The sequence below is a fragment of the Streptomyces sp. NBC_00193 genome, from assembly GCF_026342735.1.
GTDB lineage: Bacteria > Actinomycetota > Actinomycetes > Streptomycetales > Streptomycetaceae > Streptomyces > Streptomyces stoeckheimensis.
This window is the reverse complement of the sequence record NZ_JAPEMM010000002.1, coordinates 501,755-514,152: the sequence shown is the minus strand read 5'-3', so window position 1 is coordinate 514,152 and position 12,398 is coordinate 501,755. Positions and strand designations below refer to the sequence as shown.

The 12,398-nt window shown below is 73.4% G+C and carries 10 protein-coding genes; 2 read left to right on the top strand and 8 right to left on the bottom strand.

What is annotated here, in order from left to right:
* Positions 1–81: 81 nt before the first annotated feature.
* Positions 82–1,437: a cytochrome P450 gene (locus OG898_RS30425; protein ID WP_266961292.1), complete on the bottom strand. Its 1,356-nt coding sequence runs from the start codon at positions 1,435–1,437 to the stop codon at positions 82–84.
* Positions 1,438–1,736: 299 nt separating this feature from the next.
* Here OG898_RS30425 and OG898_RS30420 point away from each other — a divergent pair, with 299 nt between their 5' ends.
* Entirely contained in the window at positions 1,737–3,461 is a 1,725-nt protein-coding gene (locus OG898_RS30420) for a chloride channel protein (protein WP_250745809.1), read from the top strand.
* Positions 3,462–3,475: 14 nt separating this feature from the next.
* On the opposite strand, the gene OG898_RS30415 is transcribed toward OG898_RS30420, so the two are convergent.
* Positions 3,476–4,093: an NIPSNAP family protein gene (locus OG898_RS30415; RefSeq protein ID WP_266961290.1), complete on the bottom strand. Its 618-nt coding sequence runs from the start codon at positions 4,091–4,093 to the stop codon at positions 3,476–3,478.
* Positions 4,094–4,256: 163 nt separating this feature from the next.
* Entirely contained in the window at positions 4,257–4,949 is a 693-nt protein-coding gene (locus OG898_RS30410; protein WP_266961288.1) for an N-acetylmuramoyl-L-alanine amidase, read from the bottom strand.
* Positions 4,950–5,163: 214 nt separating this feature from the next.
* On the opposite strand from OG898_RS30410, the gene OG898_RS30405 reads away from it, so the two are divergent.
* Positions 5,164–7,464 (top strand): D-alanyl-D-alanine carboxypeptidase, encoded by a 2,301-nt coding sequence (locus tag OG898_RS30405; protein WP_266961286.1) that lies wholly within the window; start codon positions 5,164–5,166, stop codon positions 7,462–7,464.
* On the opposite strand, the gene OG898_RS30400 is transcribed toward OG898_RS30405, so the two are convergent.
* From OG898_RS30400 to OG898_RS30380, 5 genes are all read right to left on the bottom strand, one after another.
* A complete protein-coding gene (locus OG898_RS30400; protein ID WP_266961284.1) occupies positions 7,461–8,591 on the bottom strand; it encodes a HAMP domain-containing sensor histidine kinase in 1,131 nt (376 codons plus the stop codon). The genes OG898_RS30405 and OG898_RS30400 overlap by 4 nt on opposite strands.
* The gene (locus OG898_RS30395; protein WP_266961282.1) at positions 8,584–9,279 is read right to left on the bottom strand and encodes a response regulator transcription factor; all 696 of its coding nucleotides are present in this window, start codon (positions 9,277–9,279) and stop codon (positions 8,584–8,586) included. The genes OG898_RS30400 and OG898_RS30395 overlap by 8 nt, the downstream gene beginning before the upstream one ends.
* A 63-nt stretch (positions 9,280–9,342) precedes the next feature.
* Complete coding sequence (locus OG898_RS30390) at positions 9,343–10,059, bottom strand: VanZ family protein (protein ID WP_250745803.1); 717 nt, start codon at positions 10,057–10,059, stop codon at positions 9,343–9,345.
* A 236-nt stretch (positions 10,060–10,295) separates the two neighbouring features.
* Positions 10,296–11,243: an ADP-ribosylglycohydrolase family protein gene (locus OG898_RS30385; protein WP_266961280.1), complete on the bottom strand. Its 948-nt coding sequence runs from the start codon at positions 11,241–11,243 to the stop codon at positions 10,296–10,298.
* A 159-nt stretch (positions 11,244–11,402) separates the two neighbouring features.
* On the bottom strand, positions 11,403–12,347 hold the full coding sequence (locus tag OG898_RS30380; RefSeq protein ID WP_266961278.1) for a LysR family transcriptional regulator: 945 nt from the start codon (positions 12,345–12,347) through the stop codon (positions 11,403–11,405).
* Between the last annotated feature and the right edge of the window lie 51 nt (positions 12,348–12,398).

Here is a 12,398-nt window from a genome sequence, read left to right as displayed (position 1 = left end):
CGTGCCCGGCCCCGGCCCACGGCCGGATCCCGCCACGGTCACCGGACCCCCGTGGCGGCGTCCGCCCCGGCGGTACGGGCCTCACCGCCCCCGGTCGGGGTGAGCCGTGAGCGGGTGAGCCGCGAGCGTGGCCGGCGTCGGACCGTCCGGCCGGACCGTGATGCTGTAGGAGGCCCCCTCGGGAACGGACCGGAAGGCCGGCACATGGGCCGGCAGCAGGTGCTCCAGCAACACCGTCGACTCGCGCAGCGCGAACTGCAGCCCGAGACAGGCGCGGGGGCCGATGCCGAAGGGGACGTACCCGCCCGGGACGGACGGCCGGCCGCCCGGCACGGTGAAGCGCAGCGGGTCGAAGCGCTCGGGATCGGGCCACAGCACCGGGTCGCGGTGTGCGAGGTACGGGCAGACGATCACGTCGGTGCCCGCCTCGACGGCGAAGCCCGCCAGGACGTCGTCCTCGATGGCGTGCCGGGGCAGGATCCAGGCGGACGGGTACAGCCGCAGGGTCTCGCTGACCAGGGCCTGGATCGCCTCCCGGCGCTCGGCCGAGCCCTCGGCGCCCGCCGTGAGGGCCCACGCGCGGGCCTCGGGATGGCGGTCCAGGAGCAAGTACAGCCAGGTCAGCGTGGTGGCCGTGGTCTCGTGCCCGGCGACCAGCAGCGTGACCAGCTCGTCGCGGATCAACCGGTCGGTGTACTCGGGCCGTTCGGCGGACGCCTTCACCAGCAGGTGGAGCAGCCCCGGCCCGTCGGGGCCCGCGGACCCCCGGCGGGCGGCGGCGATGGCGTGGTGGGCCACGGCGTCGATCCTGGCCAGATCCTCGGCGACCGCCTCCCCGGCGTCGGCGGAATCGGCGGGCAGCGTCGGCAGCGCCGCCACCACGGCCGCCACGGAACCCAGTTCGCGATCGGTGTCCGCGTCCAGCGGGTGCCCGGTCAGGGAGCGCCAGATGGTGTCGAGGGCGAAGCGCCGCATCTCCTCGCCGACGTCGAAGACCTCCCCGGTACGGGCGTACGCGGCCCAGCGCCCGGCGGCGACCCGGGCGGCCCCGGCGATCCGCTGCTCGTAGCGGCGCATCCCGGTCCCCGTGAACTGGGACTGCAGCAGCTTGCGTTGACTCTTCCACGCCTCGCCGGTCGCGGAGAGCACGCCCTCGCCGACCAGCAGCCGGGCACGGTGCGAGCGCTTGACGTAGCGCTGCGGATTGAGGGCCAGCACGTGCTGGACCGCCTCGGGACCGGTGACCAGCACGGTCGGCCGGCCGGCGGGAGCGCCGTCGCCGAGCCGGAACGCACCGACCCCGCCGAGCCGTCCGCACACCTCGGCCAGCAGCTCGACGAGCTGCCCTCCCCCCGCGCTCCACCGTTCCACGACGGAGGGATCCAGCTCGGGAACCGGGGGAGCGAGGCGCCCCACGGGACCGGCTTCGATGGCCATCACTGTTCCCCTGTTCGTCCGTTCGTCGGCCGGCTGCCGCCCGCGCCGGGCCGACGGCAGCACGGACTGTACGGGACCGGGAACGGACGGGGGTCGGCCTTCGGCCAGGCACCGCACCCTCCCGGACGGACCCGCGAGCCCGGCCCGATCGGCAGGACACCCCCCTACGCCGGGCGGGTGTACCTCCGGCCCGCCTCCGGGCCCCGGCGCGGGGCGGCCCGTTGGATGGGGGGTTCGGGGGATCGTGGTCAGGGGCCGGGGCGCGCGATCGGCAGTGGACCGGTACCTGAGGAGTGGAGATGGGTCCGTTCTCGGCGGATGCGGCACGGGACGCGCTCAACCGCACCCAGGCCGCGATGCTGCTGCCCGCGGTGCTCGTGGGCGCCGGATCGGGACTGGGCGCGGTGGGCTTCCGCTGGCTCATCGAGGTGTTCACCCGGGCGCTGTCCGGCCACGACGACTACTCCTCCGCCGGGCACGCCGACAACCCCTACGTGCCCTGGCTCGGCCCGTACTTCGTCCTGCTCGCGCCCGTGGTCGCGGGCGCGCTCTACGGACCGCTCGTCTACCGCTACGCCAAGGAGGCGCGCGGCCACGGCGTCCCCGAGGTGATGTACGCGGTCGCCCGCCAGGGTGGCCGGATCCCGCCCCGGGTCGCGGTGGTGAAATCGCTCGCGTCCGCGCTGTGCATCGGCGGCGGCGGTTCCGTGGGCCGCGAAGGGCCCATCGTCCAGATCGGGGCCGCCCTCGGCTCCACCGCCGGAGCCCTCCTGCGCGTCCGCGAGGAACGGATGCGGCTGCTGGTCGCCTGCGGCGCGGCCGGCGGCATCGCCGCCACCTTCAACGCGCCCCTGGCCGGCGTCTTCTTCGCGATGGAACTGATCCTGCGCGATTTCACGGCCCGCGCCTTCGGCCTGGTGGCCGTCTCCGCGGTCACCGCCAGCGTGATCGGACGGGCGGTCCTCGGCGACGAACGCTTCCTGGACCTGGCTCCGGTGAACGCCGGCCACTTGGCCGCGTACGCCCTGTACGTACTGCTCGGCGCGGTGGCCGGCGCCGTCGGCGTGCTCTTCACCAAGGTGCTCTACGGGGTGGAAGACCTCTGCGACTCCGTCTGGCACGGCCCGGAGTGGCTGCGCCCGGCAGCCGGCGGCATCGTGCTGGGCGCGATCCTGCTCGCCCTGCCCGAGATGTACGGGGTCGGCTACCCGGTGCTCGGCAAGGCCGCAGTGGGCGGGTACGCGATCGGATTCCTGCTCGTCCTGCTCGTCGGCAAGATCATCGCGTGCAGCGTCACCATCGGGATCGGCGGCTCGGGAGGCGTCTTCGCGCCCAGCCTCTTCGTCGGCGCCATGCTCGGCAGCGCCTTCGGACAGACGATGGACGGCCTCGCCCCCGGGGTGACCGGCTCGGCCATGACCTACTCCGTCATCGGGATGGGCGCGGTCTTCGCCGGATCGGCCCGCGCGCCGATCACCGCCGTCGTCATCATCTACGAACTGACCGGCGAGTACGGCATCATCCTGCCGCTGATGACCGCCGTCGCCGTCGCCACCGGCGTCAGCCACGCACTCAGCCGGGACACCGTCTACACCGCCAAACTCCGCCGCCGCGGGGTCGACTTGGACCTGACCGGCCCGGCGGCGATCGAGGTCCGGGCCGCCATGGGGCCGCCGCCGCCCGCGCTCGCACCCGGCACCGGCCTGCGCGAGGCGATCACGGCGATGATCGAGGCGGACGCCGGCCGCCTCCCGCTCGTCGACCGGCACGGCCACTACGCCGGTACGGTCGGCGCTGCCGCCCTCTCCCGGGCCCTGCACGGAGGCCTCTCCGAGAACACGCCCGTCGAGACGGTACGGGACCACCCGCCGGTCCTGCTCGCCGGCCAGTCCCTCCAGGAGGCGCTGCCGCTGCTCTCCGCGAGCGAGGGCGACGGACTCCCGGTCCTCGACGAGGAACGGCTCCACCTCGTGGGCTGGGTCTCCCACCGCTCGGCCCTGCTGGCCCTGCACCCGCAGCCCTGACGCGGCGACAGGCCTCAGGACGGGAGCCGCAGGCCCCGGACGGGCTCCAGCCGGAGCTGTCGCGGAGCCGACTTCAGGTGGAGCGAGAGGTCCGGCAGGCGCGGTGCCCGTCCCGCCGTGAACCAGACGAGGACGTCCTCACCGGTCCGGACCGGCAGCGCGGGGAAGGTGTTCTCCGCGTGCTCGGAGACGTGCACCGCCTGCGCGGGGGTCCCGGCGGCGGTCAGGGCGGGGCGCAGGTGCTGCTCGAAGTGGCCGGTGAAGTCCGTGAGGTCCAGGGGATGGCAGATGGTCGCGACGACGGGCCCCGCGGTGGCCGGGGCGGGGACGCCCGGTCCGCGCAGCAGGAGCACGTCGTCCGAGTCGGTCATGGTCGCGTTGGCCCGCTCGCGATGGGCCTGCCAGACGGGGCCGCCGTAGAAGGCGTGCAGCGCCCGCGCCCGTGCCTCCATGTCGGGGAAACTGCGTAGCCACACGAAGCGGTCCGGATCGTCGAGGTCACGGAACCGGCCGCCCACGGTGATGCCGGCCGCCTCCTGCCCGGTGACGAACTCCCGCTCGAAGAGATCGACCAGGGTGTCCCGGGCGCCCGGGTGAAGGGTGTACTGGCGGAGTTCGACGATGAGGTTCATGGCCCGGACCCTAGAGCCGGTTCACTGACACCTCATGTCAGTGAACATGCGCGAAGGCAGCGAAGGGAGCGGGGGTCCCGAAGGCCGGTTCACGCCGACCGCCGTGAACTCCTCGATGCCGCCGGTCTCCGTGGCGCCCCCGTGCTCCCGCGCGGCACCCGGCTCACTCCCCGCCGGGCAGGCGCTCGCGCACCCGGCGGATGATCTCGGCGCGCTGGGCGGACCGGAGGGTGCCGGGGCATGCGTGGCCGCCCCACGCGGCGCCGCCCATGGCGTGGACGCCCAGCCCCGGCCGGTCCGGGTGCTCGCTGACGGCCGCCGGCCAGCCGTGCGAGCCGGCGCCCCACGCGTAGATCCGGGCCACGGCGTCGACCTGTGCCTCGGTGAGCGAACGGGTGGCGAAACCCGAGGTTTCGACCGAGGCCCACGCCCCGTTGCCCTCCACCTGGGCCCAGGCCCGGTCCAGGACGGACACGTACTGCTCCGTCTCCCCGTCCCGGGACACCCAGAAGTGCGAGGAGGTCTTGATCCCGGCGGTGTTGAACCGCTCGTACAACGACCCCTCGCCCTCCTGGACATGGAGCACGAGCCCGCGCTGCGCGTCGCGGTCGCCGTGGACGAAGTTGCGCTCCAGGGGGATCCTCGTCACCCCGGGCATCCATCCGGAGGCGGGGGAGGTGGTGGGAGAGGCCCCGGACGGTCCCGCCGCCCGGCTGCGGTCGTCGTCGCTCCGTCCGGAACCGCCGGGCCGGGCGGCCAACAGGGAAGCGGCGGTCGCGGTGACGAACAGGGCGCCGCCGCCGGCGAGCAGGCGCCGCCTCGACGGCGCCGCGTGGTCGGGGTTGCTGGGGTGCATGAGCGGTGTCCGGTTCCTGGGTGGTGCGGTGCGTGGGGGAAGGCCGATCCTTCGGGGCGCTCATGATGGGGTCGTGATCGTTTGATGATCGTTTGATGACGGGTCCCGGCCGGAGGGATTGTGACCAATTGGTCATGCAGCGCGCATCACCTGCGCATATGCGGCACGGAGACTGGCTGCTGATCCAGAACGCACGAGCAAGGCGGTGTACGGCATGACGGCGGTACCGGTGGAGGGCGAGACGCCCGGCGCGACGAAGGACGAGCACCCGGGAAGGACGCCCGGACCCCACGACGCGCAGACACCGACTCCCGCCCAGCGCACCGCACTCGGGCCGGAGCAGGAGCCCGCTCCGCGTCCGGACCCGCGCACGGTGCCGGCCCAGAGGGCGGCCGCCGGGACGGCTGCTGCGGCTGCGTCCGCGGCTGCTTCCGCGACTGTGGCCGGGTCCGGGGCCGCATCCGAGTCCGCGTCCGGGAACGGGTCTGAGCCGGAGTCCGAGCTGGAGTCCGAGCCGGAGTCCGCGACCGCGTCCGAGTCCGAGCCGGAGTCCGCCGCCGTACCCGAGCCCGGGTCCGTACCCGTGCCCCGGTCCGGCGACGACCTCGAGGTTGCGCCCGATCCCGCATCCGGCCCCGGTGTGGAGCCTGCGGCCGGGGGTGTTGCCGAGCCCGTGCCCTCGGCCAGGGTCGTGCCCGACACCGTGTCCGCTTCCGAATCCCCGTCTGCGATCGCGGCCCAGGACGCGCCCGAGCCCTCGTCCGACTCCGTACCCGAGTCCGGCGGCGGGCAGCCCGTGGCCGGAGTTGTTTCCACGCTCGGGGCCGACCCGGAGACCGCCTCTACGTCGGCAGCCGGTCCCGATGACGGTCCTGGCTCCCGCCCTGAGTCGGACTCCGAAAGGACGAGCCAGTTCGTTGCCCTCAAGTCGCTGGACGAGGCGCCCTCGGCGTCGGCGCCGGTGCCGTCATGGGCCCGGCGGCCGGTGCCCGCCCCGGCACCCGTGCGGCCTGCTCCGGCTCCGGCCGAGCCGGCCCCGGCCGCCCCGGCTCCGGGAACCGGGCCCGGCCGGACTTCGGGGCCCGTCGCGACTCCGGCAGCCGCCCCGGCCCGAGTGACGGCTCCGGGAACCGCCCCCGTCGGGGGAGGGGCTCCCGCTGTCGCCCCCGCGGAGGCGGTCGCCCCCGAGGGAACCACCGAGCAGCCTTTGCCCGCGCTCGATCTGCTCGCGCAGCTCACCAACACCCCGCCGCCGCCCGAGACCCCCGCCCGGACGGTGGCCCGGCGGGTGCGGATCTGGGTGCCGCTGCTGCTCCTGCTGGTCGCCGTACTGGCCGTCGTACAGGCGTTGCGGCCGCTGCCCGACGCGATCCTCACCAGTGAGGGCGCCGCGTCCTCCGTCGCCCTCGACGGCCGCTTCGACGTGCCCTGGCCGGAGAAGGGCCAGGCCGCCGTACGGATCGGCGGCGCGGGCGACGTCGGGACGTTCGGGGAGCAGAAGCCCGTGCCGACGGCCAGCGTCGCCAAGGTCATGACGGCCTACGTGATCCTCAAGAACCACCCGCTGAAGAAGGACGAGGGCGGCCCGCAGATCGCGGTCGACGACAAGGCCGTCGCGGACGGCAAATCGGCGAGCGAATCACGCATCCCGGGTCTGACCACCGGCACCCGCTTCTCCCAGCAGGACATGCTGAAGATGTTGATGATCCCCTCGGGCAACAACATCGCCCGGCTGCTGGCCCGTTGGGACACCGGGAGCGACTCCGAGGCCGCCTTCGTGGAGAAGATGAACGCCGAGGCCAAGGCGCTCGGCATGACCTCCACCACGTACACCGACCCGAGCGGGCTCGACGCCAAGACCGTGAGCACCGCCGTCGATCAGCTGAAACTGGCCGAGGAGGTCATGAAGTTCGACGCCTTCCGGGCGATCGTCCAGCTTCCCAACGCCACCGTCCCGGGCCTGAGCGAGCCGCTCAACAACAACAACGACGACCTGCTCATCGCCGGACTCAGCATCAAGGGCATCAAGACCGGCTCCAGTTCGGCGGCCGGCGGCACGCTGGTGTGGGCGGCGTACAAGACGGTGGGCGACAAGACCCCGCTGATCCTCGGCACGATGCTCGACCAGCACGTCACCGGCGCCGACCCCGACGGCGCCAACAGCCTGAAACTGGTCAAGCAGAACAGCAAGAAGGTCATCGAGGCCGTCCGCACGGCCCTGACCTCGGCCGGCGTGGTCAAGAAGGGCCAGGTCGTCGGCTACGTGGACGACGGGCTCGGTACCCGTACCCCGGTGGTGGCCACCCGGGACACCGCCGCCGTGGCCGTGCCGGGGCAGCGGCTCGAACTGACCCTGGCCGTAGGGGAGAAGGGACTCCCCGCGAAGGCGCCGGCCGGCACCGAGATCGGGGTCCTGACCATCGGGACCGGACCGGGCGCCCCGACGGTTCCCGTGGCACTCCAGACGGACCTGTCCGCACCGTCCCTCGGCACGAAACTCGTACGCCTCCGCTAGCCGGCCGCTCCGCCGGGTACGGGCGTTGACCGCGGCGTACGCGGGAGGCGGACCGTGACGAGGAGACCGCCGGACGGGCGCGGGACGAGGTCGAGGGTCCCGGCGTGGGCACGGACGATGCTGTGCACGATGGCCAGGCCGAGGCCGACCCCGGCGTGCTCGTCCGTGCGTACGCGGTCGGTCGCGCGGCGGAAGGGTTCGGTGAGCGTCGGGACCAGGTCCGGTGGGAGCCGGGGGCCCGTGTTCTCGACCCGCAGCACGCTCGTGCCGCCGTGCTCCTCGGTGTGGACCGTCACGGTCCCGCCGGCGCGGAGGTTGTGGACGACGGCGTTCTGGACGAGGTTCGTCACCATCCGCAGCAGGAGCTCGGCGGAGCCGTCGGTCCGGGCCTGCCCACCCGTGACGTCGAGGGTGATCCGGCGCTGCTCGGCGAGGGGGAGCAGGGTTTCGGCGGCTTCCTCGGCGAGGAGCGAGAGGTCGACGCTCGCGCGGGCGAAGTCCGCGCGGTCGCCGTGGCTGAGGAGCAGGAGGGCCTCGGTGAGGTCGATCGCCCGCGCATTGACGGAGTGCAGGCGTTCGATGAGTTCGCCCCGGTCCCGCGTCGGGTCCTTGCGGGCGACCTCGAGGAGCGTCCGGGAGATGGCCAGCGGGGTGCGCAGCTCGTGGGAGGCGTTCGCGGCGAACCTCCGCTGTTCGGCCACGTGGGACTCCAGTTGTTCGAGCATGGAGTCGAACGCGTCGGCGAGTTCGCGGAATTCGTCCTGTCGGCCCTGCATGTGGATCCGGTGGGACAGCGACCGGTTCCCGGCCGTCCGGGCCGCATCCGTGATCCGGGTCAGGGGCGCGAGCATGCGGCCGGCGAGGATCCACCCTCCCACGAGGCCGATCACCAGCAGGAGCATGAGTACGGCGGCCGCCCTCGGAGCGAAGACGCGCAGGAGGTTGGACCGGATGGGGAAGACGCCGTGGGTGGGCGTGTCCGCGGAGACGATGAGCGCCCGATCGGGGACGTACCGCAGGAGGAACAGCCAGACCGCCGCGAGCAGCAGGGCGCCGGCGACCATGAGGAATCCGGCGTAGCTGAGGGTGAGTTTGCAACGCACGCTCAACCCGGGCGCCCTATCCACGGTCCGCTCCCTCGTCTCCGGTCTCCGGCCGGGTGTCGATGCGGTAGCCCACGCCGGGCACCGTGGCGATGATCCACGGTTCGCCGAGCCGTTTGCGCAGTGCCGAGACGGTGATGCGCACGGCGTTGGTGAGGGGGTCGGCGTTCTCGTCCCAGGCCCGTTCCAGCAGTTCCTCGGCGCTGACGACCCCGCCCTCGGCGGCGACGAGGACGTCCAGGACGGCGAACTGCTTGCGGGTGAGCGCGACGTAGCGTCCGTCGCGGAAGACCTCCCGGCGGAAGGGGTCGAGCCGCAGGCCCGCGATCCGGCGGACCGGGGGCCGGGCGTACGCACGCCTGCGGTCGAGCGCCCGCAGCCGCAGGACGAGCTCCCGCAGTTCGAACGGCTTGGTGAGGTAGTCGTCGGCACCGAGCCCGAACCCGGACGCCTTGTCGTCGATCCGGTCGGCGGCGGTGAGCATGAGGATCGGGATGCCGCTGCCGGAGGCGACGATGCGGCGGGCGACCTCGTCGCCGGAGGGGCCGGGGATGTCGCGGTCGAGGATCGCGAGGTCGTAGGAGTTGACGTCGAGCAGTTCCAGGGCGGAGTCGCCGTCTCCGGCGATGTCGGCGGCGATGGCCTCCAGCCGCAGACCGTCACGGACGGCCTCGGCCAGGTAGGGCTCGTCCTCGACGATCAGTACGCGCATGTCCGAAGCCTAGGCACCAGGACATATCGCTGTCGTATGCAGGGCGCGCACCGGGTACGCGGCTCAGCCCGTCGGCGCAGGCGCCGGCGAGGGGCGGGGCAGGTCCGACGGCTCCGGTGCCGTGGTGCGCCACCAGCGGCGCGACGCGAGTGCGGCCAGGGCGGCGCCGGTGGCGTTGACCAGGACGTCGTCGACGGAGGAGACCCGGTCCAGCTGCAGGACGTACTGCGCCGTTTCGACCAGGACCGAACAACCCGCCCCGAGGGCCAGGACCCGCGGTACGGAGGCCAGTGCCGCCCACCGCATCGGGGCGAAGAACCCCAGTGAGGCGAAGACCAGCAGGTTCCCGCCGATCCCGAGCGGCCCCATGGTGAGCAGGTCCCGTATCGGTACCAGGCTGTACCGGCCGGGGACGGTCCCGGCCCCGGAGCCCGGCATCATGGTCATCCATACCCACGGAACCGTCCCGTGCACCATGCCCACCTCGGCCAGCGACCACCGCCACGCCGACGCGTCGCCGACGCCCGCGCCGCGCCGACGGCGGGCCATGGCCCACACCACCAGCAGGGACAACGGCACGGCGACGAAGGTCATGAGCACCACGCCGTTGAAGGTGTCGAGGCACCCGTGCCACTGCCCGGCCATGCACCTCGGAGCGGACATCATGAGCGGCCCCCGCACGACGTACAGGACGCTCGCCAAGCCGAGGGCCGCCGAGCCGAGGAGTACGACCCTGCGCGTGCGGCGGGGCGGTGAAGACAGAGAGGCGTTGTGGTTCATGTTCCCAGGGGAGACGGTGGGCCGTTGCGAGGACGTATGCGATTTCCGATACGCCCGCGATATCTGCCGTGGACGTCATGGACGTCACATCGGGATGGACTTACCGCCGGAGGTCCAGTCGAAGGTGTAGCGGCCGGTCGCGCCGTAGTCGGGCCGCGGATCCTCGTAGTGGGCGTTCACGAGGCTGTTCTCGTTCCCGATCATGTTCCATCGCGGCAGCCTAGTAGTCACATGATCTACCGGGAAAGGCCCTGGGGGGCCTGCTGCTCCGGCGTCCACCCGCTCCACGCCGGAACCGCCTCGCGCGCCGCGAGCCAGTCGGCCGGAACGCCGCCGGTGCCGGTGCGCGCCGCGACGACCCCGCCCGCGATCGCGCACGTGGTGTCGCGATCGCCCCAGCCGCCGACGGTCTGCCACAGGGCCTCCGTCAGGTCGTCCAAGTGCCCCGCAGCGGACCAAAGGGCGAACGGCACGGTGTCGGGGGCCGAGATCCGCCACCCCGAGCCCAGCACGGACGCGGCCCGGCCCACCGGGGTACCCGCGGGGAAGTCCGCGGCAGCCCGCAGCCCCGAGCCGACCTCGCTGCCCGGTACGTACGCGGCGACTTCCCGCAGGAACTCGGCGCGGACCGGGGCGTCGTGGCCCGCGCTCGCCGCCGCCAGCGCGGCGGCCACTGCCACGGCCACGGCGCCCGCGACCGCCTCGGGATGGGCGTGCGTGGCCAGCGCGGACAGCCGGGCCTGCCCGGCGGCCTCCTTCGGGTCGTCCCGGAACCAGGCACCGAGCGGCGCGACCCGCATCGCGGCGCCGTTGCCGTAGGAACCCTGCCCGCCGAACTGCTCGGAGGTGACACCGCGCGGGCTTTCGCCGGCGCCGATCCGCCCCAGCACCTCGTGCATGGAGGCCCCGTACTTGCGCCCCGAATCCCGCGCGTACTCGGCGGCGAACTCCCGCGCCAGAGCGTCGGGCCGGACCTCCCCGCCGGCAGCCAGGTGGGCGAAGAGCACGAACGCCATGGCGGAGTCGTCCGTCCACTGCCACGGGGTGGGCCGGAGCCTGCGCGCCGCCCACTGCCCCTCGACGTCCTCGCCGGAGAGCGTGAACCAGCTGTCGCCGAAGGCATCGCCCATCACCAGCCCGTCGAGGGAGGCGCGGGCTGCCGGGGCGTACGGCGGGCTGCTCATCGGAGGTCCTTCGGACGGCGGAGTGACGGACTGGCGGACTGACGGACTGGCGGATTGGTCCAGCCATCCTCTCCGTCCGCGGATGCCGCGCGCGAGCCGATTTCGGCCTCGGGGATCAAAGCAACCGTGGCCGGCGCGACCAGGGCGCGAGTACGCCGGTCAGACCAGTGCGGGCATGTGGTCGGGGTGGTGGGCGGCGACGTCGTGGGCGGCTCGGACGAAGGCGGCCACGGCTGTGGATCGCGAGGTCTCCGGCCAGGCGACCACGACCGCGCTGGGGCTGAGGCCGGCGACCGGCCGGTAGGCGATGTCCGGGCGCTGGTGCCGCTCGGTGGTGGAGCGTGCCAGGAACGCCACCGCCTGCCCCAGCGCGACCACCTCCAGGAGTTGCTCGACGCCGGCCACGAGCGGCCCCTCAGGGGTGTCGGCCGGCGCCGAGCCCGTGTGGCCACCGCCTGCTCCCGCGCCGTCGCATCCGGTGTAGTAGGCGGTGGTGGAGGGGGCGGCGCCCTTCCAGCGCGGGATCGGTTCGCCCTCGAGGTCGCTCAGCCGCAGTCGCCGGCGTCCGGCCAGCCGGTGCGCGGCGGGGAGGACGGCCAGTCGCGGCTCGACCACGAGCGTCTGGGAATCCAGCCCTTGGCCGTCGAACGGGCTGCGCAGCAGCGCTACGTCGGCACGGCCGTCGCGCAGCATGGCGATCGGCTCCCCGCTGCCGCCGACGACGACTTCGGGCGGCGGCAGATGCGCACCCGTTCCCCGGTAGGCGGCGAGGATCTCCCGCAGCAGCCCGGCATCGCCTCCCGGTTTGACCGCCACGACGAGCTGGGGCGTCGGCTGACCGGCCCGGCGTGCTCGCCGGGCCGCCGCGTGCACCGCGTCGACCGCGATCCGGGCCTGGTCGAGCAGCACGTGACCGGCGTTGGTCAGCCTCACCTGCCGGGTGGTGCGCTCCAGCAGGCGTACTCCGAGCCGGGACTCCATCTGAGCGATCGCCTTCGACAGCGGGGGCTGCGCCATCCCCAGGCGTTGCGCGGCCCGGCTGAAGTTCAGTTCCTCGGCGACCGCGATGAAGTACCTCAGCTCCCGCACCTCTAGCTCACTCATACCCGTGGACTATAGATCCAGATCCTTCCGGTCTTTCCCTGCAGCCCGTGG

Coding starts and splice junctions, on each gene's coding strand:
- OG898_RS30425 (WP_266961292.1), bottom strand. CDS start 1,437: ATGGCCATCGAAGCCGGTCCCGTGGGGCGCCTCGCTCCCCCGGTTCCC.
- OG898_RS30420 (WP_250745809.1), top strand. CDS start 1,737: ATGGGTCCGTTCTCGGCGGATGCGGCACGGGACGCGCTCAACCGCACC.
- OG898_RS30415 (WP_266961290.1), bottom strand. CDS start 4,093: ATGAACCTCATCGTCGAACTCCGCCAGTACACCCTTCACCCGGGCGCC.
- OG898_RS30410 (WP_266961288.1), bottom strand. CDS start 4,949: ATGCACCCCAGCAACCCCGACCACGCGGCGCCGTCGAGGCGGCGCCTG.
- OG898_RS30405 (WP_266961286.1), top strand. CDS start 5,164: ATGACGGCGGTACCGGTGGAGGGCGAGACGCCCGGCGCGACGAAGGAC.
- OG898_RS30395 (WP_266961282.1), bottom strand. CDS start 9,279: ATGCGCGTACTGATCGTCGAGGACGAGCCCTACCTGGCCGAGGCCGTC.
- OG898_RS30390 (WP_250745803.1), bottom strand. CDS start 10,059: ATGAACCACAACGCCTCTCTGTCTTCACCGCCCCGCCGCACGCGCAGG.
- OG898_RS30385 (WP_266961280.1), bottom strand. CDS start 11,243: ATGAGCAGCCCGCCGTACGCCCCGGCAGCCCGCGCCTCCCTCGACGGG.
- OG898_RS30380 (WP_266961278.1), bottom strand. CDS start 12,347: ATGAGTGAGCTAGAGGTGCGGGAGCTGAGGTACTTCATCGCGGTCGCC.